Annotated in this window: 26 protein-coding genes and 1 pseudogene; 17 read left to right on the plus strand and 10 right to left on the minus strand. The window is 57.8% G+C overall.

The window, feature by feature from the left end:
* Positions 1-11: 11 nt before the first annotated feature.
* From FBZ99_RS20390 to FBZ99_RS20405, 4 genes are read left to right on the plus strand one after another with little or no spacing between them, the layout of a single operon-like run.
* Positions 12-1,088, plus strand: coding sequence for an efflux RND transporter periplasmic adaptor subunit (locus tag FBZ99_RS20390; RefSeq protein ID WP_113353547.1), 1,077 nt, complete (start codon positions 12-14; stop codon positions 1,086-1,088).
* Positions 1,085-2,155, plus strand: a complete 1,071-nt coding sequence (locus FBZ99_RS20395) for an efflux RND transporter periplasmic adaptor subunit (protein ID WP_113420840.1) — start codon at positions 1,085-1,087, stop codon at positions 2,153-2,155. Before FBZ99_RS20390 ends, FBZ99_RS20395 begins: the two co-directional genes overlap by 4 nt.
* A gap of 12 nt (positions 2,156-2,167) precedes the next feature.
* On the plus strand, positions 2,168-5,227 hold the full coding sequence (locus FBZ99_RS20400; protein WP_145634564.1) for an efflux RND transporter permease subunit: 3,060 nt from the start codon (positions 2,168-2,170) through the stop codon (positions 5,225-5,227).
* Positions 5,227-6,468, plus strand: a complete 1,242-nt coding sequence (locus tag FBZ99_RS20405; RefSeq protein ID WP_246661150.1) for an alpha/beta hydrolase — start codon at positions 5,227-5,229, stop codon at positions 6,466-6,468. Before FBZ99_RS20400 ends, FBZ99_RS20405 begins: the two co-directional genes overlap by 1 nt.
* A 161-nt stretch (positions 6,469-6,629) precedes the next feature.
* Here the strand turns inward: FBZ99_RS20405 and FBZ99_RS20410 are convergent, their stop codons facing one another.
* From FBZ99_RS20410 to FBZ99_RS20420, 4 genes are all read right to left on the minus strand, one after another.
* Positions 6,630-7,040 (minus strand): hypothetical protein, encoded by a 411-nt coding sequence (locus FBZ99_RS20410; protein ID WP_246661151.1) that lies wholly within the window; start codon positions 7,038-7,040, stop codon positions 6,630-6,632.
* Between the two features lie 864 nt (positions 7,041-7,904).
* Positions 7,905-8,867 (minus strand): class 1 fructose-bisphosphatase, encoded by a 963-nt coding sequence (locus FBZ99_RS20415; protein WP_113353145.1) that lies wholly within the window; start codon positions 8,865-8,867, stop codon positions 7,905-7,907.
* Between the two features lie 135 nt (positions 8,868-9,002).
* Positions 9,003-9,176 (minus strand): hypothetical protein, encoded by a 174-nt coding sequence (locus tag FBZ99_RS33180; RefSeq protein ID WP_173004553.1) that lies wholly within the window; start codon positions 9,174-9,176, stop codon positions 9,003-9,005.
* A gap of 237 nt (positions 9,177-9,413) precedes the next feature.
* Entirely contained in the window at positions 9,414-10,628 is a 1,215-nt protein-coding gene (locus tag FBZ99_RS20420) for a pyridoxal phosphate-dependent aminotransferase (RefSeq protein ID WP_145634566.1), read from the minus strand.
* A 109-nt stretch (positions 10,629-10,737) separates the two neighbouring features.
* Here FBZ99_RS20420 and FBZ99_RS20425 point away from each other — a divergent pair, with 109 nt between their 5' ends.
* From FBZ99_RS20425 to FBZ99_RS20465, 9 genes are all read left to right on the plus strand, one after another.
* Positions 10,738-11,607 carry a LysR family transcriptional regulator gene (locus FBZ99_RS20425; RefSeq protein ID WP_113353143.1) on the plus strand — a complete coding sequence of 290 codons (870 nt, stop codon included), beginning with the start codon at positions 10,738-10,740 and terminating at the stop codon, positions 11,605-11,607.
* 19 nt (positions 11,608-11,626) lie between these two features.
* Positions 11,627-12,394, plus strand: coding sequence for an aspartate dehydrogenase domain-containing protein (locus FBZ99_RS20430; protein WP_233788512.1), 768 nt, complete (start codon positions 11,627-11,629; stop codon positions 12,392-12,394).
* Positions 12,395-12,598: 204 nt separating this feature from the next.
* Positions 12,599-12,982, plus strand: a complete 384-nt coding sequence (locus tag FBZ99_RS20435; RefSeq protein ID WP_145634570.1) for a helix-turn-helix domain-containing protein — start codon at positions 12,599-12,601, stop codon at positions 12,980-12,982.
* 9 nt (positions 12,983-12,991) lie between these two features.
* Entirely contained in the window at positions 12,992-14,797 is a 1,806-nt protein-coding gene (locus FBZ99_RS20440) for a hypothetical protein (protein WP_145634572.1), read from the plus strand.
* A 12-nt stretch (positions 14,798-14,809) separates the two neighbouring features.
* Positions 14,810-15,028, plus strand: a complete 219-nt coding sequence (locus FBZ99_RS20445; RefSeq protein ID WP_145634574.1) for a hypothetical protein — start codon at positions 14,810-14,812, stop codon at positions 15,026-15,028.
* 53 nt (positions 15,029-15,081) lie between these two features.
* Complete coding sequence (locus FBZ99_RS20450; RefSeq protein WP_246661152.1) at positions 15,082-16,215, plus strand: YcaO-like family protein; 1,134 nt, start codon at positions 15,082-15,084, stop codon at positions 16,213-16,215.
* Entirely contained in the window at positions 16,212-16,916 is a 705-nt protein-coding gene (locus tag FBZ99_RS20455) for a TfuA-like protein (RefSeq protein WP_145634579.1), read from the plus strand. The genes FBZ99_RS20450 and FBZ99_RS20455 overlap by 4 nt, the downstream gene beginning before the upstream one ends.
* Positions 16,917-16,965: 49 nt before the next feature.
* Entirely contained in the window at positions 16,966-17,244 is a 279-nt protein-coding gene (locus tag FBZ99_RS20460; RefSeq protein WP_246661153.1) for a hypothetical protein, read from the plus strand.
* A 459-nt stretch (positions 17,245-17,703) separates the two neighbouring features.
* Positions 17,704-18,018, plus strand: a complete 315-nt coding sequence (locus tag FBZ99_RS20465; protein ID WP_145321617.1) for a hypothetical protein — start codon at positions 17,704-17,706, stop codon at positions 18,016-18,018.
* A 10-nt stretch (positions 18,019-18,028) separates the two neighbouring features.
* Here the strand turns inward: FBZ99_RS20465 and FBZ99_RS20470 are convergent.
* The 3 genes and pseudogenes from FBZ99_RS20470 to FBZ99_RS20480 form a co-directional block, all read right to left on the minus strand.
* Positions 18,029-18,277 (minus strand): annotated as a pseudogene (locus FBZ99_RS20470) (helix-turn-helix domain-containing protein); the annotation flags it as partial.
* Between the two features lie 85 nt (positions 18,278-18,362).
* Positions 18,363-18,557 carry a hypothetical protein gene (locus FBZ99_RS20475; protein WP_145634582.1) on the minus strand — a complete coding sequence of 65 codons (195 nt, stop codon included), beginning with the start codon at positions 18,555-18,557 and terminating at the stop codon, positions 18,363-18,365.
* Positions 18,557-18,922, minus strand: coding sequence for a winged helix-turn-helix transcriptional regulator (locus tag FBZ99_RS20480; protein ID WP_145634697.1), 366 nt, complete (start codon positions 18,920-18,922; stop codon positions 18,557-18,559). Before FBZ99_RS20480 ends, FBZ99_RS20475 begins: the two co-directional genes overlap by 1 nt.
* A gap of 177 nt (positions 18,923-19,099) precedes the next feature.
* Between FBZ99_RS20480 and FBZ99_RS20485 the strand changes: the two genes are divergently transcribed.
* A complete protein-coding gene (locus FBZ99_RS20485) occupies positions 19,100-19,813 on the plus strand; it encodes an SDR family NAD(P)-dependent oxidoreductase (RefSeq protein ID WP_145634584.1) in 714 nt (237 codons plus the stop codon).
* A gap of 262 nt (positions 19,814-20,075) precedes the next feature.
* Here FBZ99_RS20485 and FBZ99_RS20490 read toward each other — a convergent pair whose 3' ends face one another.
* The 3 genes from FBZ99_RS20490 to FBZ99_RS20500 all read right to left on the minus strand — a co-directional run bounded on the left by FBZ99_RS20490 (position 20,076) and on the right by FBZ99_RS20500 (position 22,411).
* Positions 20,076-21,056, minus strand: coding sequence for an SDR family oxidoreductase (locus tag FBZ99_RS20490; RefSeq protein WP_145634586.1), 981 nt, complete (start codon positions 21,054-21,056; stop codon positions 20,076-20,078).
* 169 nt (positions 21,057-21,225) lie between these two features.
* On the minus strand, positions 21,226-21,867 hold the full coding sequence (locus FBZ99_RS20495) for an NrsF family protein (protein WP_145634588.1): 642 nt from the start codon (positions 21,865-21,867) through the stop codon (positions 21,226-21,228).
* Entirely contained in the window at positions 21,854-22,411 is a 558-nt protein-coding gene (locus FBZ99_RS20500; RefSeq protein WP_113396622.1) for a sigma-70 family RNA polymerase sigma factor, read from the minus strand. The genes FBZ99_RS20495 and FBZ99_RS20500 overlap by 14 nt, the downstream gene beginning before the upstream one ends.
* Before the next feature lie 259 nt (positions 22,412-22,670).
* Here FBZ99_RS20500 and FBZ99_RS20505 point away from each other — a divergent pair, with 259 nt between their 5' ends.
* From FBZ99_RS20505 to FBZ99_RS20515, 3 genes are all read left to right on the plus strand, one after another.
* Entirely contained in the window at positions 22,671-23,282 is a 612-nt protein-coding gene (locus tag FBZ99_RS20505; RefSeq protein ID WP_113353127.1) for a hypothetical protein, read from the plus strand.
* Positions 23,283-23,410: 128 nt separating this feature from the next.
* The gene (locus FBZ99_RS20510; protein WP_145634590.1) at positions 23,411-24,277 is read left to right on the plus strand and encodes a cytochrome b/b6 domain-containing protein; all 867 of its coding nucleotides are present in this window, start codon (positions 23,411-23,413) and stop codon (positions 24,275-24,277) included.
* Entirely contained in the window at positions 24,274-25,050 is a 777-nt protein-coding gene (locus FBZ99_RS20515; protein ID WP_145634592.1) for a molybdopterin-dependent oxidoreductase, read from the plus strand. The genes FBZ99_RS20510 and FBZ99_RS20515 overlap by 4 nt, the downstream gene beginning before the upstream one ends.
* The last annotated feature ends 174 nt before the right edge of the window (positions 25,051-25,224 follow it).

The raw sequence follows: 25,224 nt of genomic DNA on the forward strand, positions 1-25,224 counted from the left end.
AGGTCAAATTCATGAAAACTGTCCTTGTCGTCGCCTGGCTCGGTGTCAGCGCCGTCGCGCTTGCCTCATGCGAAGAGCAAAGCGCGAGCGAGGCCAAGCCGAAGAATGTGGAGACCGTCGTCGCCAAGGTGACGCCGGTCGTCGAAAACAACAGCATCACCGGCGAAGTCAGTGCCCGGGTGGAGAGCGATCTTTCCTTCAGGGTCAGTGGGCGCATTGTCGAACGCCTCGTCGATGTCGGCTCGTCGGTGAAGGCGGGACAGGTGCTTGCGCGCATGGATGCGGAAGAACAGAAGGCCGATCTGGGGGTCGCCACGGCGAACCTGCAATCGGCGCTTGCCCAGCAGACACAGGCTCAGCTCGCCTTCGACCGGCAGCAGAACCTCTTCAAGACGCAGGTTACGACCCGCGCCGCGCTTGATCAGGCCCAGGAAACCCTCCTGACGGCCCAGGGGAGCGTGAAATCCGCGCAAGCGCAGCTCGACACCGCACAGGACGCGCTTTCTTATACGGAGCTGCGCGCTGATGCCGACGGTGTGATCACCGCCAGAAACGCCGAGGTCGGCCAGGTCGCGCAAGCAGCGCAACTTGTCTTCACCCTTGCGCATGACGGTCCGCGCGACGCGGTCTTCAACGTCTTTGAATCCCTTTATCTGGGCCGCAATCTTGAAAACAAGGTCGCTGTCAGCCTCCTTTCGGCGCCGTCTCACAGGATAGAGGCCTCCGTCCGCGAAATCTCGCCCACGATTGACTCGTCGACCGGGACGATCAGGATCAAGGTGGCGCTCGAGGGGGCGCCAGACATGCCGCTCGGCGCTCCGGTGGTCGGGCTGTTTCGGTCCGCGGCGCGGGACGCAATCGAGCTGCCGTGGTCGGCGATGGCGTCGAAGAGCGGCAAGCCGGCCGTCTGGATTGTCGATCCTGCCTCGTCGAGTGTCTCTCTTCGCCAGGTCGAAGTCTCCAGCTATGAAACCGGCCGTTTTGCCGTGCGGGCGGGCGTGTCGCCGGGCGAGATCGTTGTCGCTGACGGCGCGAAATTCCTGCGATCGGGCCAGGCCGTCACATATGACAACGGAGCTGCAAAATGAATATCCGCATCACGACTGGCCTGGCGATCCTCGGGTCATTGCTGCTGACTTCTTGCGAAAAACAGGATGAAGCCCATTACGAGCCGCCGCGTCCCGTGCTTTCCGTTGTCGCCAAGTCCACAGCGGCTTCGGCGCTGACCCTGCCGGGAACGGTCGAGGCCAAGATCGAGACCCAGCTGGCATTTCGGGTCCTGGGACGGGTCATTGCGCGCAAGGTCAGCGTCGGCGACATCGTCAGGAAAGGCGATGTCGTTGCCGCCATCGATCCACTTTCGCTCGAGCTTGCGGTCAAGAGCTCTCAGTCCGAGCTTTCGAATGCCCAGGCACAGCTGGTAAATGCCGCATCCACGGAAGAACGCCAACGGTCCCTGCTCGAGAGCCGATCAGGAAGCGAGGCGGCCTACGAAGAAGCCGAACTTGGCCGCAAGAGCGCGAGTGCGGCGGTTGCCAAGGCGCAGGCCAATCTGGACAAGGCCGAGGAGCAGCTGGGCTATGCGCAGCTGCGCGCGGAATTCGATGGCGTCGTGACCGCAACTTCCGCCGAAGTGGGCCAGGTCGTCTCGGCCGGCCAGAGCATCGCCACCGTCGCACGTCCCGACCAGCGCGATGCCATCATCGACATACCGGTGGCAAGCTTCGACGGTCTCAAGGTGGGCTCGCCCTTTGAAGTGGCGCTCCAGCTCGACCCGACCATCCGCGCGAGCGGTGTGGTCCGAGAGATTGCTCCGGAAGCCGAGGCCACCACCCGCACGCGGCGCACGAAAATCACGCTCATCAATCCGCCGGCAGCATTTCGCCTTGGCTCCGTCGTTACCGCGACCGCGACTGTTATCGCGGATCCGATGATCTTGCTGCCGTCCTCATCCGTGCTGGTGAAAGACGGAAAGCCAAACGTCTGGGTGGTCGATACCGCGGCTCGCAAGGTCTCCATTCGCGCGATCAAGATCGACGGGGACCTCGTCGAAGGCGGTTCGGTGAGGATCGCCGAAGGCATCAGCCCGGGCGAACGCATTGTTATCGCCGGCGTTCACAAGCTTGCCGACGGCCAGGCCGTCAGGGTAGACTAAGGAAAGATCCCCGTGAAAAAATTCAATCTGTCCGACTGGGCGCTCGAACATCGTTCGCTCGTCTGGTACTTCATGATCGTCTTCATTCTGGCCGGCGCGTTTTCCTATATCGGTCTTGGTCGCGAAGAAGATCCCGCCTTCACCATCAAGACCATGATCATTCAGGCCCAATGGCCTGGTGCATCGGCCGAGGAGGTAACCAAACAGGTCACCGACCGCATAGAAAAGAAGCTGGAGGAGCTGGATTCGCTCGACTATACGAAGAGCGAGACGGTTGCCGGCCAGACGACCATTTTTGTCGAGCTTCTGCCGACGACCAAGGCCAAGGATGTCAATGCCATCTGGATGCGGGTCCGCAACATGGTCGGCGACATCAAGGGAGATTTTCCAAGCGGCGTCGTCGGACCGTTTTTCAACGATAACTTCGGCGACGTCTATGGCAATATCTATGCCTTCACCGGTGATGGACTGACGCAGCGCCAGCTTCGGGATCTGGTCGAGGATGCGCGCGCGAAGGTGCTGACGGTTCCCAATGTCGGCAAGGTCGATATCATAGGCGCGCAGGACGAGGCCATCTATCTCGAATTTTCCACGCGAAAGATCGCCGCTCTCGGCCTTAACCAGCAATCCGTCATCGACACGCTTCAGGCGCAGAATGCCGTGACCCAATCCGGTTTCGTCGACGCCGGTCCTGAGCGCATCGCCTTGCGGGTGAGCGGACAGTTCACATCCGAGGATAGCCTCAGATCGATCAATCTTCGCGTCAACGATCGCTTCTTTCCGCTGACCGACGTCGCGACGATCAAACGCGGCTATGTCGATCCTCCTTCGTCCCTATTCAGATTTAACGGGCAGCCGGCCATCGGGCTTGCCATCGGCATGAAGACCGGGGCAAATCTGCTTGAGTTCGGCAAGGCGCTCGACAAGGAAATCGAGCAGGTCACGGCCGATCTTCCCATCGGCGTCGACGTTCAGCGCGTATCCGATCAGCCCGCCGTCGTCGACGAGGCCGTATCGGGCTTCACGCGCGCGCTGTTCGAGGCGATCGTCATCGTGCTTGCGATCAGCTTCATCAGCCTTGGCGTCCGGGCGGGACTCGTGGTCGCCATTTCAATTCCGCTCGTGCTGGCGATTACCTTTCTCGTTATGGCCTATACCGGCATTTCCATGCAGCGTATTTCGCTTGGAGCGCTGATCATCGCCCTTGGCCTTCTTGTTGACGATGCCATGATCGCCGTCGAGATGATGGTAGCCCGACTGGAAGTGGGCGACGACCTCAGAAAGGCGGCGACCTACGTCTACACCTCGACCGCCTTCCCGATGTTGACGGGCACGCTTGTGACGGTGGCGGGCTTCATTCCCGTCGGTCTCAATACTAGTGCTGCCGGCGAATTCACCTTCACTCTCTTCGTGGTCATTGCCGTTTCGCTCCTGGTTTCATGGGTCGTCGCGGTGTTGTTCACGCCGCTTCTAGGCGTGACGATCCTTCCGAAGACCATGAAATCCCACCATGAGCAGAAAGGCCGCTTTGCGCGCGTCTTTGGCTGGCTCCTGAGCCTTGCCCTGCGTTGGCGCTGGATAACCATCGGTGCGACCGTGGCCGCGTTTGCCCTCTCCATCGGCGGGATGAGCCTGGTGCAGCAACAATTCTTCCCTTCCTCCGACAGACCTGAACTGATCGTCGACTGGAACCTGCCGCAGAACAGCTCGATTTCCGAGACGAACAAGCAGATGGCCAGGTTCGAACGCGAGATGCTGGCGAACAACAAGGATATCGATCATTGGACGAGCTATGTCGGGCAAGGCGCTCCTCGCTTCATCCTGTCCTTCGATGTGCAAACACCCGACGTCTCGTTCGGTCAGACAGTGATCGTCACCAAGGGTCTTGACGTTCGCGACAAGGTCAAAGCCGAATTGCAGGATTATCTGACGAAGACCTTCCCCGGAACCGACGCTTTCGTGAAGCTGCTCGACATCGGCCCTCCGGTCGGCAAACCGGTGCAGTACCGGATCAGCGGACCCGATGTCCAGAAGGTCCGGGACATCGCCCAGCAATTTGCGGGCATCGTCGGTCAGCATCCGCTGCTGTCCAACATGACCTTCGACTGGAACGAACCTTCGCGCGTCGTCAAAGTCGACGTTCTGCAGGACAAGGCGCGGCAGCTGGGCGTCTCGTCCCAAGATATCGCAACGGCTCTGAACGGCATCGTCGAGGGAACGGCCGCAACGAATATTCGCGACGACATCTATCTGATCGATGTGATCGGCAGAGCCCAGATGGCCGAGCGCGGCTCGATCGAGACGCTGCAGAACCTTCTACTGGCCGGCTCGAACGGCAAATCCGTGCCCCTTTCGGCGGTTGCGAATTTCCATTACGAGCTGGAGCAGCCGACGATCTGGCGGCGGACGCGCATACCGACCATCACCATCAAGGCCGCAGTCGTCGGGTCGACGCAGCCGGCGACGATCGTCAACGAACTGCGGCCGAAAGTCGACGAATTCCGCAAGACGCTTCCAAGCGGCTACCATATCGTGGATGGCGGCTCGGTCGAGGAAAGCGCCAAAGCGCAAGGGCCGATCGTGGCGGTGGCGCCGCTGATGCTCTTCATCATGGCGACGATCCTGATGATCCAGCTGCAAAGTTTCAGCAGGCTCTTTCTGGTGTTCGCTGTCGCTCCCACAGCACTTATCGGTGTCGTTATCGCACTTCTCTTCAGCAACGCGCCCATGGGGTTCGTCGCAATCCTTGGCGTGCTCGCTCTCATAGGGATCCTGATCCGCAATTCGGTGATCCTTGTCGTGCAGATCGAGCACCTTCGAAGCGAGGGCGTGCCGGCCTGGCAAGCCGTCATCGAGGCAACGGAGCATCGAATGCGGCCCATCATGCTGACGGCCGCTGCGGCAACGCTTGCGCTAATCCCGATCTCCAGGGAGATATTCTGGGGTCCGATGGCCTATGCGATGATGGGCGGCATCGTCGTCGGCACGGCTTTGACGTTGCTTTTCCTTCCCGCCCTGTACGTCGCCTGGTTTCGCATTCCCCGTGATGGCGCCCGGAACGAGGTGATCTGATGTCTGGCGTTCGAAAGGCGACCTGTGCTGCTAGGCGGTCATGTCTTTCTGTCCTGATGGCCCTATCGGTATTGGCCGGATGCGCGGGGCGGCTGGAGAATGTTCTCCAGCCGGTCGCAACGGCGGGACCGGGCACCAGCACCGTGGACATGATGGTGGCGACGACCCGCCAGCCGACCGACAAGCCAGGTGAGCTTTACTCCGGCGAACGTGGAACGGCGATTTCTCTCAACGATATCGTCGTTTCCATTCCTCCCGATCGAAGTCGCAAGATCGGCGAAGTGCAATGGCCATCGCATGTGCCGGCCAATCCCGAAAAGGAGTTCGCTGTCCTCAAGGTCGGAAGGGTGGCGTCCGAACGCAATATCTTCGAGTGGTTCAGCAAGAACCGCAATGCCAAGCGCCAGGTCGTCATCTTCGTGCACGGCTTCAACAATACCTATTCCGACGCGGTCTTTCGCTTCGCGCAGATCATTCATGATTCGGGAACCGACGCCGCGCCGATCCTCTTCACCTGGCCCTCGCGCGGCAATGTCTTCGACTATCTCTACGACAAGGAGAGCACGAATTTCTCCCGCCGGGCGTTGGAGGATCTGATCCTGCAATCTGCCAGAAGCCCTGATGTCGGGGAAGTGACCATTCTTGCCCATTCCATGGGATCCTGGCTGACCGCAGAGGCGCTGCGCGGCGTCGCGATGCGTAACAAGACAATTCCGTCGAAGGTAAAGAATGTTATCCTGGCATCGCCCGACATCGATATCGACGTCTTTCGTCGGCAGATGATCGAAATGGGGCCGCAGCACCCGCATTTCACGATCTTTTCATCGACAAGGGACAAGGCATTGCAGGTTTCGCGATGGCTCTCCGGCGGCGTCAACCGTGTTGGCGGCTTCGATTCGACACCTTATGCAGCCGATTTGGCCAAGCTCGGTATCACGGTGGTCGATACGAGTTCCGTTAAACCCGACGATGCGCTGGGCCATAATACGTTTGCGGACAATCGCGATATGGTCCAATTGCTTGGACGGCGGCTGGCAGGACAGTCGTTGGACACCGGGCAAACCTCGCTTGCGGATCGGGTCGGCATGGCGGCGGTGCGAACCGCGGACCTGGCGGGCTCCGCAGCGAAAGTTGTGGTCGCCGCTCCCATGTCTATTGTCAGCGATGATGCAAGGCAGGTGTTGAAGCAGCAGCTTTCATCTGGCTCCTCGCCCATTGTCGATGGACGTATTTCCTACTGAACTACGGTCGTGAAGCCGTTGTTCATGAGCGGATCAAGTCGAACCTGTCGATATTGAAGAGCGCGGCCGCATGTCGCGGCCGGCCCAAACAGCAATCAAACTCCAATAGCAGCCGAAACGTGAGATTAAACACGCGCATGCTCGGCAGGATCGCGGAAGACTTAATCGGCTACAGAATTGACGACACGGCAGAGATTGTCGCTCATGTTGGGAGCGACTTGGCCCTGCGGCACCATGAAAAGCGCATCAACCCGGCTGCCCTTGCCACTCTTTCTGACGACGACGCGCAGGGTCTGAGGCCGACCCGAACCGGTCGTTTCCTGCTGCGCGGTTAGCGTGCCGAGCTGCTTCTCGACATTCACATCCACAAAACCTTCGGCCAGGACCGCCCGCGAGACTTTATCAAAGGCGACGGCGGGGCTGATTGACGGGAATTCCATCCAGGTCTTATAGGTCACCCCGGTTACAAGCGGAACGCCGGTGCTCTGATAGTGTTGCGAGCATGGGCTGGCGGCGGCGGAGCCGAGAGAAATAGTGGCGAACGCAAAAGCGTAGAAAGCTGTCTTACACAAAGCGAAAACATCCTCTGTTGATGATACGACGATAGATCTATGGGGCAGGGCTAGGACAGTCGCGGTGGCCGACCCCACGTGCCGTGCTGCGGCGCGGTTCGTGGCGAAGCTGCGATTAAGTTCATCTTTTCACCGATTCTGTTGCCAACAGCATATTGGTGCGGCTTGGATCATCGGCCGACGTCAATGCGAGCGCCTTCTGAAAATCGGCCAATGCGGACCTGAAGTCCGATTTGCATCGATGAACCTCGGGCGATCGCTCCGTATATGTCGTTCGGTTCGATTAACCTCATAGGCAGAAGGTCGGACCTGATCGAGCCACCGCGTGGTGGACAGGATAAGAGGACCAAGCGCCGCGCTGCTTGCTTCTGCGTCGAACTCGATGGGGAGCATCGTCACGCAATATGCAATCGCAGTTGTTGTCGCTGACCCAAGCATGAAACCGATCTTTTTCGGGAAAGTCGAGTATTGAGAAATTGAACATGAAGGTCGAAGGCATCCGGTTCACGGGAACTGTCTACTTTCAGGCCTATGGCCTTTGAGCGATAAATAGAGCAACCGGAGAATGTGGCAATGGGCGCGCGATCAAACGTTTTGCGTGTTCGCGCAAAATCTCGTTCGGAGCCGATTATCCAAATATCTGTGCCCTCGCCATTCGATGCAAGAAGACCATGACGGCATTGATGGCCGACATGCTTAAGGCGCTTTTACCAGAAGCCGCCGCTGCGTGCGTTGCTTCGATCCTCATGATACTTCTCGACGGTGCAACGATCGACGCGCGCGCTTTTCATGATCCGATCATCGCGACAAAGGCTTGGAGCGGGAGCGGGTGCTTGCCCGTTCAAGCGGAATTCTGTTCGGTTGCTACACCGTCTCGATGGTCCGCTCGACGCAATACGCCCGACTGATCTTTTCGACCTCCTGGCGCGAGCCAAAAATCACCGGAACCCGCTGGTGCAAGGAGGTTGGTTCGATGTCGAGGATCGCGGTCTTCCCGGCAATGGCGGAACCGCCCGCGGCTTCGACCAGAAAGCCGATCGGATTTGCCTCATAAAGCAGACGCAGGCGGCCGCTGGAGGCAGGCTTACTTCGATCGGCGGGATAGAGAAAGATTCCGCCGCGGTTGAAGATGCGATGCGTGTCGGCAACCATCGAACCGACCCAGCGCATATTGTACCCAGGAGTTCCAATGGACCTGTCGACATATTCGGTAATGACGTCGTCCCATGACGGGCGACGTGCCGCGTTGATCGCAAACTCCTTGGTTTCCGGAACGATCTTGGCGTTCGCGGTCGTCATCACGTAGACGTCGTATTGGTCGAGCGTGAAAATCTGTACGCCATCTCCGATCGCAAGCACGAGATTGGTTTGCGGCCCGTAAGCCGCGTACCCCGCAGCCAACTGACTGCGGCCGCTTTTCAGGATCTCAGCCGCGGAGCTAGCCTCGACGATGGAAAAGATCGTTCCGACCGTTACGTTGACATCGAGATTGGAGGATCCATCGAGCGGATCGAAGATCATCGCATATCTGCCAGCGGGATGAATGAGCACTTCGGCATCGAGTTCTTCCGATACGGCAAATGCGACCGCCGGCGATTTACGGCATGCCTCGAGCATGATCTCGTTGGAAAGTATATCGAGCGGTTTCTGCGTCTCGCCCTGAACGTTGACAGCATCGGTCGCGCCCGTCAGGCCTGACAATGACGAGCTTCTGAGCTTGTTCGAAATCTGCCGGGTAGCCTCGGCAATATTGCGAAGGATGGCGACCATGTCCTCATTCAACAATGTTCCCTTATGGGCATCGAGATAGGCTTCGAATGTCGTCATCAATGTCTTTCTCCTGCGGAAGTGTATCGTTATGGAATCAAGCAATGCCGGGCGGATGCCAACAACGCGGCCTGCGCCGAGGTCAAGCTTCGGATCTCCACACTCGAAACAGGCTTAATGGAGGAACGATCAGGTCTACCACGCGGTCCGGGCGGTGCTGAGCGCATATGAAAGGCACGACGAAACGTGCGCGGCGAGGGGTTTGACGGTGATGGCGCAGTTTCCTGGACAGAACAGCTTATGCGCGTTCAGGTGCTTCAGCAGCTCATCGACAGTACGTTTGTCTGTAAGCGGAAATGAAATCGTCATTGCGCGTTTCCTGAGAACGGACAGAACAGCTGAGGCAATTAGGGGTGATTTTCTTCGCGCCGCAACAAGAATTTTTTAATACGCAAATTAAAATCGATTAGCTTCGTATCTCGCTTTTTTAAAATCGATTTAAAAGCTGCGCGGTCGGATTTGACCTCCGCACGGAGCTCATGATGGGTGTTGTCCACTCGATATCCGCGAGCAGGGAGCCTTCATGCTATATTGCGGAGCTCTGTTTCATGCGCGATATCGATCGACAAGCGAAACGAGCCGCTCCACCGCGGCTACTGCGGCAGCGTGGTCCTGCGAGAAGTTCAGGCGCACACTGCTGTCGCAGAAAGGGCTGAACTCGGTGCCGGGCGTCACGATGACGCTTGCCTGCAACCGGAGGATCCGCACGAAATCCTTGCCGCCGACGGCAAGGGGAGGCAATTGCGGGAATATATAGCTTCCTGCCTCGGTGATGCGAACCTTGATATCCTTGCCCGCGCGAAATAGCCCGAGGAGATCGTCCCGAATGGCCTCATGTTCGCGCACGCGCCGATCCATCCAGCCTTGCGGTTCGTTGAACCAAGTACGGAAAACCGCCTGACTATAGCCGCCGGCGCGCAACGATACGATCGCCTGCAGCTTTTCCATCCGGTTGATGATCGCCTTCGAGCCGAAGGCGACGCCCAAACGGTAACCGCTCAGCGACTCTGTCTTCGAGGGCCCCATGATGGTGATCACGTTTTCCGCGTCGACGGCTTCCGCGCGCAAATGCGCATAATCGACGCCGGAATAGAGCAGCCGCGAATAAAGCTGGTCTACGATGATGGTCGCGCCATAACGGCTGGCCAGCGATGCGATCGTCTTGATTTCTTCGCGCGAATAAACGACGCCGGCCGGGTTGTTCGGATTGGAAAACAGGAAAACTTTCGCCCCGGCCGCGAAGGCATCTTCCAGCTGGCCGAGGTCGAGACCCGCACGCCCCTCGACATTCAGGTAGTCCATCTGAATGGGCATCATATGGCCCTCGCAGAATTCCACCAGCTTGCGGTTGGCGAAATAATCCGGCTGCACCACCGCGACCTTGTCGCCATGGGCGACGGTGGAGGCGACGGCGAGGAACAGTGCGCCCTGCGTGCCGGGCGTCAGAATCATGCCATCGGCGGGGTCGACCGGGGCGGCTGTGAAGCTCGCAAGACTAGGCGCAAGCTGCTCGCGGATCGAGAGATCACCGCGGTATTCGGTATAGGCCTGCTTGCCGCCGGCCTCCACCCCAGCGGTGAAGACTTCGAAAGAGCCTGGCGTCGGCGTAAACGCATCGACGTCACCATGGGAAAAATCGACCTGACGTCCCGCGATCCGTTCACCCCGCAACAGCGCTTCGATGCCTTCGACCTGCTGGCGCACTTCCTGGCCTGGCGCGGCGTCGGTGCCCATGCGCTCGAACTTGGCTTGAATGGTCATTGAAACTCCTTCTATCGGCGAGGGCGTAAGACTGGAAAGCTAGGATAGCCTGGATTTAAAGCAATAAAATATGCTTGCCAGTTTCTTCAGAAGATAGAAAATATATCTTATGGACACGAAATTCCTCGAAAGCTTCCTCATCGTCGCCGAATGCGGATCGGTCGCCGAAGCCGCGCGGCGCTTGAATATGACGCCGGCGGCGGTCGCTCAGCGCATAAGGGCGCTGGAGACGGAGCTCGGGCAGCCATTGGTTTCTCGCGTGGGGCGCACGGTCCGACCCACTGCGGCGGGACTTGCCGTGCAGAGCCATGGACCGGCGCTTGTGCGCATGGCAAGGGACCTACGAGCAATAGCTGCGGGCGATCTCCCGAGCGGGCAGCTTCGCCTCGGTGCGACGGCGACGGCCATGACGGGTCTCATTCCCCAGATTACCGCGGCCCTCAGCGAGCGATTTCGGCAGATCGACTATTTCCTGCAGCCGGGTTCGTCTGTGAACCTCTATCATGCGGTTTTGTCAGGTGAGCTGGACGCCGCTCTCATCATCGAGCCGCAATTTCCCATTCCGAAAGCATTCGGCTGGTCGACCATCCGGCGCGAACCTTTGGTCTTGCTGGCGCCCGCGGACCTGGAAATTCACGATTTTCATCTGGCGCTTACGCAGCAGCCCTTCATTCGTTATGACCGCAATCAGTGGGGAGGCCAGATCGTCGATCGTTATCTGCGCCGCCATGCCATCAGCGTGCGCGAATGGGCGGAACTGGACGCGCTGGATGCCATTGCGGCATTGGTCGATCGCGGACTGGGCGTCGCGCTCGTTCCCGACTGGGCTCCGCCGTGGCCGGAGGGACTGCGTCTGCAAAAACATCGCATGGAAGATGGCGAGCTTCGCAATATGGGAGTGCTGTGGGCGAATTCCGGCCCACGGATTGCGGCCATTCGCGCGTTTGTCGAGGCCTGTGAAGGGATCTCCAAAACTTGAAATCCATGTAGGCGAAATGATGAGATATAGAACTATAGGAATTATCGGCGCAGGCGTGATCGGCAGGAGCCTGTTCGACTATGTCAGCAGTCTGGATGGGGTCGAGGTCGTTTATATTCTCGTATCCGACAAGGATAAATACGCGCGGAACGCCGCCATGGCTACGCTCGTCACGGATGATGCCGAATATGCGCTCGACCGGAAGGCGGACCTTGTGCTCGAATGCGCGACGCCGGCTCTTCTGGGTACGCTGGGGCCGGACATCCTTGCCCATTCGGACCTTTGCGGATTCAGTTGCTCCGCGTTGGCGGATCACACCGTGGAGGCGGCGATGCATGCGGCAGCCAGCAGGAGCGGACGACGCTTCTTCGTTCCCCACGGCGCCGTTCTCGGTCTCGATGGTCTGCGCGATGGTCGTGAGCAGATCGAAGAAGTAGTGATAACCACGACGAAAAGCGGCGCGAGCCTCGGTCAGCCGGCCGATGCCAGGGGAACGCTCTTCGATGGCTCGACCCGCGAAGCCTGCATGCGGTTTCCGCGCAACGTCAATGTCCATGCCGCCGTTGCCTTTGCGGGGATCGGTTTCGACCGTACCCGCAGCATCGTTGTCGCCGATCCCGATACGAAAACGATGCAGCACCATATAGCGGTTTCCGGCAGGGGTCTTGAATGGGATATTTCGGTGAGTTCGCAGTCGCTCGGCGGTGTGACCGGCTCCTATACCCCAGCCTCGGCCATCGGATCGCTTAAGAGAATTCTCGGCGCCGATGTTTTTGCCAACGCCTGACATTGTACGGCAGCCGGGAAGCGCTGCGATAAGATATCGCCGATGCGGCTGCAACCGCCAAGAACGATTTCGCTATGGTCTTGATACAATGATCGGAAACGTCGTGCCTCTGTGTAAAATTGACTTTGAGAGTCTTGTTGGAAGATTGTGAATTCAAGGGAAACCTGCGAACATGAAAGCAGTTTCTCTTCTGGCGGTTCCCTCATGGACAAAAAAACCGATGCGATCGATGTCGAGGTTGGATTACGTATCCGATTGCGTCGGGAGGAATTGTCAATCGCGCAGGAGGTATTGGCCGAGAAGCTTCGCATAAGCCCTCTACAGCTCGACAGATGCGAACGCGGCATCGAAAAAATCAGCGCTGGCCGCCTTCTGCGCATTTCAGAACTCCTCGCTGTACCGGTCATGTTTTTCTTCGAAAGTGCATCGGACGACGCCTTTCCCTCCAAGGAGGCGCTGGCCGATTTTCGACTTGCGAAGCATCATAAGGCCGTTCTACGCACGGCCTTGTCCAGGATCGAGGACAAGCGTTTGCGGGCGAAGATCCTCGCCTTCGTGCAATCATCCGAACCCGACAACGAGCGCTGACCTGGCAAGATGACATTTCATTTAACGACACTCGGCAGCTGCGCCCTTTATGATGAGATGGGCGATCGCGTGAACGTGCCTAAGCAGGCTCTGCTCATGCTGGCCTATCTCTACGATCGTCGGCAGCCGATGCCGCGGAAAGATTTGGCGGCTTTTCTTTGGTCCAGCAATCTTCAGGCCGCCGGCGCCAATTTAAGGTCGACCCTGCTGCGTTTGGCGACTGCGACGTCCAAATCCCCCCAGCCGCTGATCGGCGGTGTCACGACGGACATTATCTTGAACTTCAACGCGCTGCGGTGCGATCTGGATAGCATCGAAAATGCGTCCGGCGTTGCCAAGCTCAGCGTGTTCGCCGATGCCGTCGCCAAGACGTTTCTACCGGCTTACGGCAATGGCTCCGGAGCTGTGGCTGTCTGGGTACGCGATGTTCGGGCACGGTTTGCGCGGGAGCTGCGAGCAGAATTCTTCAAGGCGATGAGCCAACCTTCCTTGTCTCAAAATCGCGGCGAATTGAAGCGTGCAGCCATGCTTCTGCTGGACTGGGACCAGACCGATGATGAAGTCAGGGTCGCGCTCGGTGAAAAAATCACCTCCTACAGTCAGTTGATTAGCGTAACGAGAGATCCGAATCCCGGCCCGTCGGCTCAGGATATGATTGCGATCACTGACAACGCAGTGCCACGTATCGCTCTGCTTCCTCCCGAGACCCTGGAGGATTCGGAGCGTGCCGGATCGGTCGCCAATGCTGTCATCGAAGACCTGACGATCAGTCTTTGTGTCGATCGAAGCGTATCCGTAGTCGCGCCCTATACCGCTGAGCAGATTCGCTCCTCAAACGACAAGGCCGCACTTCTCAAGCAACATAATGTTGTCTACGCGCTCGATACCAAGAGAACGGGAGGCAGCCTTTTCGCGCAGCTGATTTTCATGCCGCGCGACGAAATTGTCTGGGCAACGCGCGTCCAGCTGGACAATGCGGCCATAACAGAACAGCGCAACGCGATCGCCACTGCGATCCAGCACTCCATCATCGAGCGTGTGGGAGCCTTCCACCACATCGTTTCTGACTTTAGCTGCAAGCCGGAAGCCTATTTTGCCTATCTTGAGGGCGTACAATGTCTGTCCCGCCTGAGCCTTCAGAATGTCCGTCGCGCGCGCAAGCATTTTAAGGAGGCGCTCGAGCACGAGCGGGGCTTTGCAGCGGCACTTGCGGGCATTGCCAGAACCTTGACGATGGAATGGGTTCTGACGGCGCGCGGCGATGGCGATCTATTGCATCAAGCGGAAAAAATGGCGGCCGATGCAATCCGGGATGACAACCAGTTTGCCGGAGGCTTCAAGGAAATCGGCGTCACCCGGCTCTACCGGGGAAATATCGACGGCAGCCTCGAGGCCTTGTCGAATGCCGAGAACCTAAGCCCGCATTATGCTGATGTCATTTGTAGCCACGCCGACAGCCTCACCCATGGCGCCAATCCAAGAGCAGCGTTGGAGAAGGTCGTAACCGCTCTCGATCTCAATCCGCTTGCCCCGGACTATTATTACTGGACCGCGGCTGGAGCCAGCTATTTCCTTGGAGAATATACCGAAGCATTGTCCTATCTGGACAGGATGAGAGAGCCTGCACCAGCAAGCAGACTTGCTGCCGCAAGCTGGGCAATGCTGGGGAACCTTGCCAAGGCGAAGATGTATCGACAGCGCGCCTTGCGCGACAACCCGAATTTCGATCTTGAGGCATGGCTTGCCATGATTCCAAACAAGGAAAAATGGCAGACGGAGCATTACAGGGAGGGCCTGCGGAAGGCCGGTTTTTGAAAGGACGAAATCATGGCAGGGGCAGTTCTGATCGGGATTAAGGGTGAAAAGGGACTTTGGCTGGCCGACCTCGAAAAAGGGACTATCGTTCGATATACGCGGCGGCTGACGGGTGATCTGGGGAGGGCAGAATCCTGGCGAGCCAAAGGGGTCAGGGTGGAGAAAGGTGTCGATTTCGCTGTGGCGTTGAAGTCGGTAGGCGACATCGCATCTGGCCTTTATGAAGGCTAGGCACTCATCATTCAGTGTCAAACAACTTTAGAGCATTCCCGCCTGGCGAAACCTTGTCGAGGGTTTGGCCCTATCTGGGACGACTTGGCATAACTCGTGTTGGCCGCCAGACTGAGCTCGATCGCATAGGTATTCCCGTTTGGTGCGCCTACGCCCCGAATTCCAGGGCGATCGTCATCGCTCAGGGAAAAGGCCTTGACGACGTCTCCGCGAAGACATCCGCGGTGATGGAAGCGATCGAACGATCGGTCGCGACCCAACCCTGTTGCTCAGTGCTCATGGCGAGTCTGGATGAGCTTACCGCAAGCGGTCATGCCACGGATTGCCTGGAAGATCTGCTGGCGATCGGCGCGCAACCGATAGAGACCATGGAACAGATCAGATGGTCTCAAGCCCACGATCTGGCAAAGAACGCCTCGATATTCGTACCTTTCGAGGCCATTCATCTTGACCGGACGCATGTCAGCCCGCGATTTTGGGTATCATCGGATGGACTGGCATCGGGGAATACTTGGCATGAGGCAGTCCTGCACGGGTTGCTGGAGCGAATAGAGCGGGATGCTTGCGTCCTCTGGAATGTTGGCGATCCGGCATGCCGGCATGCGCGCCGGATCGATCCGCATAGCATTGAAGATGAGGGTATTCGCGAGATGCTGGAGAAGATTTTCTCGGCCGACTTCGATCTCGCCCTTTTCGATGTGACGAGCGATCTGGCCGTTGCCTCCATCGTCGCGTTGCTGCGGCCGAAAGGCGATGACGGCTCGCTCAGATATGTCGACTTGACCATGGGGGCAGGGGCATCCTTGTCCCCCGATGTGGCAGCAGCCCGAGCCATTTCCGAGGCCGTGCAGTCGCGGATGACCTTCATCGCCGGGGCCAGAGATGATCTTATCCCGGAGCTGTTCTCACGCCGCGCCGATCTCGACCATCTGCAGTCGTTTCAGGCGCGATGCACGACGAGCCTGGCCGAACTGGCGACGATGTCGGCCACGTCGGCGCAAGATGCGCTCGACCAGCTTGTCGAGACGCTTTTGGAATGCGGAGTTGACCAGCTTTATGCTATCGAGCTGGCACCTGAATGGCTACCGGCATCGGTCGCAAAGGTTTTCGCGCCGCAACTTGAGCATCCAGACGGGGATCGCCGCATTCGTCTCGGCAGCCGCGCGTTGTCAAAGGGTTTCCTATGAAAGTGATCTTCGTGGGTCCGAGCCTCCCCGATGCAGAAACGTTCGCCGATGACACAATGCTCATACGGCCGCCGGCATCCCAGGGCGACGTTGTCAGAGCACTTGAGAATGGCGCGACCGCTATCGGTCTTGTCGACGGCCAGTTCGAGTTCGTCGCGCCGGTCTGGCACAAGGAGCTGCTCTTTGCCCTATCCCAGGGCGTTCCCGTGCTCGGAGCAGCCAGCATGGGAGCGCTCCGCGCGGTGGAGTGCCAGGCCTACGGCATGGTCGGCATCGGGAGGATATTCGGTGACTATGCCTCCGGACTCCGGGAGGAGGATGCGGATGTCGCTCTCCTTCATGGCCCAGCGGAATTGGGCTATCCCCCTTTGTCGGTGCCGTTGGTCAATGTCGATGCGACACTAGAGACTGCGATTGACCAGGCCATTATCGGCAAGGAAGAGGCTCTGCGGCTCTCCCGGGCGGCACGACGTCTATTCTTCAAGGATCGGACCTGGAGACGTCTTGCCGAAACCGCCGATATGGACATAGGGCAGGTGAGGGCTCTCGTCGCAACAGCATGGACTGATCAAAAGCGCGACGATGCCATAGAGCTTATACGCGCCATTGCCGAGGCACCGTTGCTGGCACCTATAACGGACTGGTCATTCAATGCAACTCCGCTGTGGCGCAAACTTTTCCCACAATTTTACCGTATATAATTTATTCCAAAATACAGGCACTGCGTGTGCAACGCTTTTGCAACGCACCGTGTCGATCGAAATATGCCAATCTACCCCAACGAAATCATTTGTTGGGGTTTTAAAAGTGACTGATTTTGAGGAACAGGAACGCCAGGGAGAGATTTTGGCGCTTGCAAAAATGATGCAGTATGCCGGAGGCGTCGCAAGTGAGCTGAACGCATCGCAGGCCGTATTCCTTATAAACGCCGCACAAGCTGCTCTTCTTTCGCTTTTGGAAACCGAGTTCCCGAGGCTGTCCGGCGAGTATCTGAACGGGCTTGTCGGCGACGCACGTGGTCACTGTTAGCAAGCTCTGGTCTTTCTCTTATCAACGATTGATGTCGGGCTGACACACGGAAACTTCGAGAGATCCAGTCTGCTGAGACGAATACTAACCAGGGTGGGATGGTCCGTGAGAAAAGTAAGCTCCACCGATACGGCAGGCATCGTCGCGGATTTCAAAGAAGGGAATATGAGGGTTGCGTTCTTAATATTTGGAGCAATCATCGCTGCATGGCTTGCGATTGCCTACAATATCTGCCGTTCGCTGAACTGGCTCTGATCCAAGGCTAAGAATAGGGATCGCGAGGCGACCCCGATCACGCCGGCGAGACAATCGTTGATAGTGCCTATCGCTGTCGCAATCTCATGCTGCTTGATGCCGCCAAGTGTGCTGGTCCACCCCCAAGCTCTATGGGCACAGTCAATGGCGGAAAGAACCTAGGAGAACTCGGCCGGCATACGTGGGGTTGCCAGCAGTCTCGCGGTGGAGATGATGATGGAAAGGTTGAAACGCCTCGCAAAAGGCGCTTTGTCGCAAAGCGAGCTCGAAGTCATAAAGCGGGTGTTCGACTTAGCTACGACGCAGAGCTGGTTCGATGACGCTGAATACAGCCGTGAGGGCTTTGCCGTCGCGCTGATCGACCTGTTTCGATGTGGAATAGTCAATCCGACCCAGCTCGAAAAGATCGCGCTGTTCTGGGCATTGAGCGACTTTTCCCAGACAATGTCGAGCACTCAGCGAGCTAAGCTGAGATCGCTCTACGGCGGATGCGAGATAGAGAGAGAGGTTTCCTGTTGAAAGGAGCCTAGCACAGTTGGCGTCGTAGTTTCCTCAAGCGCCCGCGGCGTTCCTTGGCGATATCATCGGTAAGCATAGAGAAGTAGCCGCTATATCGCGGAAACTCGCAGTCATGGAACATGTTACGTAGCTCCCGGCTGATCGTCGAGCGGTCGCGGTCAAGGGTGCGGGCGATTTCCGCCTGGCTGATCTTCTTCTCATGCATCCGCGCGATGACGCGACGTTCGTCCATACTCAACTGCACAAAAGAGCGGGCCATTCCATCCTCCTCAAATCATGGCCATTATTGTCTTCGTTGCATTTGAAAATGGAATCTGCCCGGCTACATGCAAGTATCAGATAATCTATATTATGGAACATAAGCGCCGTGTATCTACTTCATCTTCAAGGGCAAGCGTCGCCCGAACAGCAGCACGATCGCGCACGCGCTCGCCACGATCATCTTCTGCATCTTTCCAGGATGGCTTGCTGGCAAGCTGAAGATGATGCGCGTCAAACATGCCAGACGTGTCGAGAGCGTCGGCCGCCCAGCTTTCCATCAGAACGTTTCCTCGGTTGAAGTCGAGGTCCTGCGGTCATACTCCTCTTGAGACTGTTCCATGGCCGCGCCGTTCGCCATCGCCCATTGGTAAAGCGCCGCGAAAGGCTCGCGAAGAGACTCGGCCATTGGCGTGATGGAGTACTCGACGCCCACCGGGGCTGTCGGCAAAACATGCCTTCGAACGAGTCCGTTTCTCTCGAGACGCTTGAGCGCATCCGCGAGGGCCTTGTGCGTTATACCGTCGAGACGACGCATGATCTCGTTGAAACGGGACGGTTTCGTGCAGAGTACGCTTAGGATCAGGAGCGACCACTTATTTGCGACTTGCTCGAGCACCGGCCTCGCCCTTCTTGCATCGATCATTGCCTCGTCGATCAACTTCTTTGTCGACTTTTGGGTTCGCCCCGCGGTTGCGGTTCTCGTATCGATAGAACTTGGCACTGATATACTTTCCTATATCTGATTTACACACGGTGCGTATTTCGCACTAGATATAGGAACTATATCTGACTCCTCGTGTTCAATCGCAAGGAGTTCACGATGAGACTCGAAGACAAGATTTCAGTGGTTATTGGTGGTGGAAGCGGTATCGGAGCCGCGGTCGCGGCTCGCTTTGCGGCCGAAGGGTCAATTGTCTACGCGACCAGCCGTAAGCCATTCGTGTCCCCTGACCAAGGCCGGATAGTCCCGGTCGTTGCAGACGCCGGCCTCGCCTCCGATGTGAAGCAGCTATACGACCGGGTTCGCGAGGAACGCGGCGGAATTGACGTCTTGGTCTTGAACGCGGGCATGTCGGAATACGCAGAGCTCGGCGGCATCTCGGAAGATCTATACGATCGCATATTCGACCTAAACGTTCGCTCTCTCCTCTTTGCCGCACAGAACGCCTTGGAACTCATCCCTGATAACGGTTCGATCGTGTTGATCGGATCCATAGCCGATGCGATCGGTCCGAAAGGATACGGTGTCTACAGCGCGAGCAAGGCGGCGGTTCGATCGTTCACCCGCACCTGGGCAAACGAACTTGCCCCCAGAGGGATCCGCGTCAACGTCGTTAGCCCTGGACCTACGGACACGGCCATGATGGCGGCGACTACAGACGAAGTTCGTGCCGCACTTACCGGGATGATCCCGCTAGGCCGTCTCGGCAGACCTGATGAAGTGGCGGCGGCGGCGCTCTTCCTCGCAAGCAGCGAAAGCAGCTTCACGACCGGCGCGGAACTGTGCGTGGACGGCGGCGCTACCCAGGTTTGACTGTCCGGGGTCCAAGCCTGCCCTTCCCCTGAAGGCAGGATCTACAAAGCCGCCAGCCGCCGGTCAATCCGAGTTTCGGCTCAGTGTTGATATTGCCTCGAATCGACCCAGTCTGACACTTCACTCCGATCTTACAGAAGCAAAAGACCAATTCTTTCAAAAAGTTGGGAACGCAGCAGGTGATCGTAAAATGTGCAGCTGGGTCATTTTCAGCTGATAATCAACCGGCAATACGCTAAGCGTCGCTCGAGAGATGCCTGTCCTATCGCAGAGCGCTTTGTGCTGTGCAAATCCTGTCGATCAGAGCGTCGAGCTCACCCTTTGGGGGACGATTTTTGGAGAAGCGATGCTTCAAATGCATGATCGGTTCGGCGAGGATCTCTTCCAGGTTCTCGGCGCAGCTGAAGTCACCGGCAACGCGCTTGACCTTCGAATTGTCGAAGATCGCGGTCCAGGCCTTGTCGCCGACCAAAGGGCCTACCCAATCCGGATTATACTTGATCAGCGTATCCGTCGGTACGTGGACGATTTTCGCCTCGACACCCAGCAATCTGGCGATCGCCTTCTGAATATCATCCCATAAATGGGCGCGATCGGAGGTGATGTGGAAGATTTCGCTTAAAGCTGCCTGCTTGCCGAAAAGCCCAACGAAAGGCACTGCGAAATCGACCGAGCGCGTCAATGTCCACGGCGTGTGGCCATCACCCGCGACGATCGTGGGCTCGCCATCCAGCATGCGCCGCGCCATTATATCGCTGTCGCCCATCATGATCGGCAGGCCCGTGCGCACGGTGTGACTGGGGCGAACGATCGTCCAGGCCAGCCCCTTTGACGCCATCAGCAGCTCCTCGCAGGCGATCTTGGCCTGACTGTAGGGCCAGTAGGGATTGATGGCCGGCGTTTTTTCGGTGATGACATAGTGGCGTGCCGGTTTCTCATAAACCGAAGCCGAAGAGATGAAAATGTACTGGCCGCAATTGCCTGCAAACACCTCGATGTCTCGCGCAATCTGATCCGGCGTGAAAGCGATAAACTGGCATATGACGTCATAGTTGGCTCTGGCCAGATTAGCATAGGCAGCCGATCCGAGCTCGCCGGTGATCGAAGTCACGCCAGCAGGCAACGGGTCCCCTCTCAGGCCGCGGTTGTAGACACTGACGCGATGTCCCTGGCCAACAGCACGCTCGACGCAGGGATATGAGATTTGGCCGGTACCGCCAATGAAAAGCACGTTCAAAGCCATGTGAAGGACCTCAGCGTCTGATTGGTAGGATCAATGACTACCATTCATACCGCGAAAATGCCCGATCGTCTCCCGCCGATCACCCTCATGATGACCATCACCATCAAAAAATTGGGAAAGGCTTCAGATCGGCAGCATGCCTGCAGCACCTCGGCAGGTCAAAACGTACCTACCAGCGTAGACTGAATTTGCCGACCAGGCTTCCGGCCAGCCCGCTCAGCAAGATGCCGAGCGTGTACCATATCGCGATGAATGGAATGCCGTTTTCGACGCAGGCCCAGGAGTAGACCCAGCCGCCGACGCCCCCGGCGCAAGCGCCTGCAACGAAACCGGCGAATGCCGGGCGCGTGGGGGCTGCACGTCTGAGAAACCACATGTTGGCGCAGAAAGCGGGAATGCCGAAAGCTACGATCAGGAAAGGGCAAAAGGACGCCGAATATCCGATGATCAAACCCGGATAGGATGAAGCCGGCGACAGCCCGAGTTGAGCGATGGCCAGAAGCGCGACGATGCCGAATGCCACGACCGGAACCCGAGCCATACTCCCAATCGAACCCTCTGGGCGCGCAACCCGTTCAAGGGCCACGATCGTCGCGCTCAGTAGTACGGCAGTATATAAGAACTTCACCCAAAACGCCGCCACCGTCACGTGGTGCAGATGCGGGCGAAAACTTAGCGATATCAGCAGTGCTATGGCCGCGCCGATCACGCCGACAATGATTGTAAGCGCAAGCCTCACTCGCAGCGCATGATGGCGAACCGGAGTGAGATCGCTTACCAGAGCCTCGATCAATTCATCATTTTTCGTCATTGGCAAAACCCAGCTTGCGTCCAATCGCGCGCATCCCTCGGTGAATGCTGACGCGAACCATTGCTTCCGACTGGCCGCTCTCGCTCGCGGCTTCAGCAGTGGTTTTGCCAGCAATCTTTACCTGGCGCAGAAGCTCCCTTTGTTTGGCAGGCAATTGGTCGAGAAGACGGTCGATGTCGAGGTGAGCAAAGAGTGTCTCCTCTCGAAATTCAGCGGCGATCTCGTCTTCCAAAGCAATTTCTACGCCTCTTCTGCTGCCATTTACCCTGAAGTGATCGATCAGCTTGTATTTCGCGATTTGGAAAAACCACGCGGTGAACGGCCGTTCCCGATCATAAGTAATGCGCCGGCTATGCACCGCCAAAAGCACCTCCTGGACCAGATCCTCGCCATCACGGTCCGCATTCGATCCAAGCCTCCTTCGATAAAATGCCAGAAGCAGATCTCGCAACATGACGAGCAAGCGCCTGTACGCAGCCTCATCGCCGTCAAGCGAGAGAAGCATCAAGCCTTTCAGGACCTGTTCCGATACCGATTTCGTCATTCGCGTGCAGTCATTCGTTGATCGGCGCTATTTGTTACATCCCGAACCGGATTTTTTGTCGCCCTTCTTGCGATCACAACGGCGTGATCGCTGTAACGCATTCGCACCAGCGCCGAATGAAGGGGCGGAATTGAGGGACGATCGGTTGTCGCCGGTAGGATGCCATAGCCGCTTTGCCTCATTTCCAAATCGATCGCCCTACCCGCTCCAGATAGCTGGATGGGCATCATGTCAAAAGATGTGAGATATGGAGAGCAGAATGTCGCTCACGAAGTTCAAAATCATGGGTATGGTGCTGGCGCTGGGTGCCGCGACCACACTATCCGCACAGGCTGCCGATAAGGCGCGCGTTCGCGGCGTCGTGGAAAGCCTTAGCGGCGATACGCTGATGGTCAAATCGCGCGAAGGCAAGGACGTGACGATCAAGCTGAAATCCGGCTGGGCCGTCAACGGCATCGTCAACGCCTCCGTGACAGACATCAAGCCTGGGGATTTCGTCGGCATCGCGTCCGTTCCGACCGACAGCGGCATCAACGGGGCGCTTGAGGTACTGATCTTCCCGGCCGCGATGAAAGGCACCGGCGAGGGCGATTACGGCTGGGATCTGAAGCCGAAGAGCTCGATGACCAATGCGACGGTTGCCAGCGCCGTCACCTCGGTCAACGGCCCCACCCTGTCGCTCACCTATAAGGGCGGCGAGAAAAAGATCTCGATCCCGCCGGGCACGCCGGTCGTCACCTTCGGTAAGGCGACGAAGGACGACATCAAGCCCGGCGCAGGAGTCATCATTAACGGCACGACCGATGGAGACAATACGGTTGAATCCGACCGTGTCGTGGTCGGCATAAACGGCGTCATCCCGCCAATGTGACGCATCGATGCTGCCACCACGGGGCTGCCCGGTTGCCGATCGCATCCGGGCAGCTCAATGAGCGGCGATAGCGTTGCAGCATATGATTTCGGACACCGCCTTTTGGCGGCACGTCAGGAGAATTACCCATGACAAGCATCGAGCAGATCGGCACAGCGCCGCCCCCGCCCCCGCCCCCGGCCAAGATCTTCATTCGCCGTCATTCGGCTCTTACGCGGATAACGCACTGGATCAATGTGCTGTGTTTGACCTTACTGATGATGAGTGGCATGCAGATCTTCAATGCCGATCCACAATTACATTGGGGAAACTACGGAGCGGTTGAAGATCCGTCATGGTTCGAAATCGCCAGCAATCGGGATGGCAACAACATCACCGGATTAGTGCGCATCGGCCGTCTCTCGATCACCACAACCGGCATACTCGGGGCCTCCACGGCCGACGGCGAAAGGATGCCGCGCGCATTTCCGGCCTGGGCAACCATACCGAGCTACCAGGATCTTGCGGCTGGCCGACGCTGGCATTTCTTCTTCGCCTGGCTGCTTGTCATCAATGGGTTCGTTTACATGACCTACAGCCTCATCGGCGGTCATTTCCGCCGCGATCTGGCGCCGACGATTCAAGACATCAAGCCCGGGAACATCTGGCATGAAATCAAGGATCATGCCCGATTGCGCTTCCCGCAGGGGGAAAAGGCGCAGCACTATAATGCGTTGCAAAAGCTGACCTATCTCATCGTAATCTTCATCCTGCTGCCGCTGATGATCGGTTCAGGATTGACCATGTCACCGGCGATAGACGCCGGTTACCCCTTCCTGCTCGATATTTTGGGTGGTCGCCAATCAGCCCGCTCCATTCATTTCATCACCGCCTGGAGCCTGGTGGCCTTCGTCGTCGTGCATATCGCGATGGTCATTCTCTCCGGGCTTTGGAACAACATGCGTTCGATGGTGACCGGCCGCTACGCTATCATCAACGAGGAGGCCGACCGATGAGCTCCATCTTCACCCGCCGCCGTTTTCTCATTGGCTCGGCCGCCAGTCTGGGCGCCGTGGGCCTGACGGGATGCGATGACATTTCCCATAACCAGCACGTTCAGAAGGTGCTCGCTCTGGCTGAGCGGCTGACCATGGGCACACAGCGGCTCATAGTTTCGCCGCAGACGCTTGCTCGAGAATATACCGACGCAGATATTTCACCGAGCTTTCATCCGAATGGATCAATTCAGCCAAACAGCTTCGAATATATCCAGATGGTCGAAACTCAATTTGCCGAGTGGCGGCTCAAGATCGATGGCATGGTCAATAGGCCGATGGAATTTTCGTTGGCCGACCTAAAGAAGCTGCCTTCTCGCACCCAGATCACCCGCCACGACTGTGTCGAAGGCTGGAGCGCCATCGGGAAATGGCAGGGCGTTCCTCTCGGGCTTATCCTGCAGACTGCGGGTTTGAAGCCAGGCGCTCGTTACGCCGTCTTTTATTGTGCAGATGAACTGGAACAAACCCTCGATGGCAGCGGTCGCTACTACGAGAGTATTGACCTGATCGACGCCTTTCATCCGCAGTCGATCCTCGCCTATTCTCTTAACGGGAAGGATCTGGAAGTCGAACACGGCGCTCCTTTGCGGCTGCGCGTCGAGCGTCATCTTGGTTACAAACACGCCAAATACGTCATGCGCATCGAAATCCGTGACCGGTTCGATGATTTGTGGGGTGGTAACGGCGGGTTCTGGGAAGATCGTGGCTACGAATGGTATGCCGGTATCTGAGATGTCGTAGCAGACGTCAATAATCAGGCACGGCGATCGTAGACGATATCAGTGACATAGGCCGACGATACGTCCACGGATCGAGAACCTCGAAACCGTTGTGCTGCCCATTCCGCTATAATCTGCGCCGTCATGTCGTATCCTGCTGCGGAAATGGTAACGGCTACCGTTCGC

The sequence above is a fragment of the Rhizobium sp. ERR 1071 genome (assembly GCF_007828675.1).
Classification (GTDB): domain Bacteria; phylum Pseudomonadota; class Alphaproteobacteria; order Rhizobiales; family Rhizobiaceae; genus Rhizobium; species Rhizobium dioscoreae.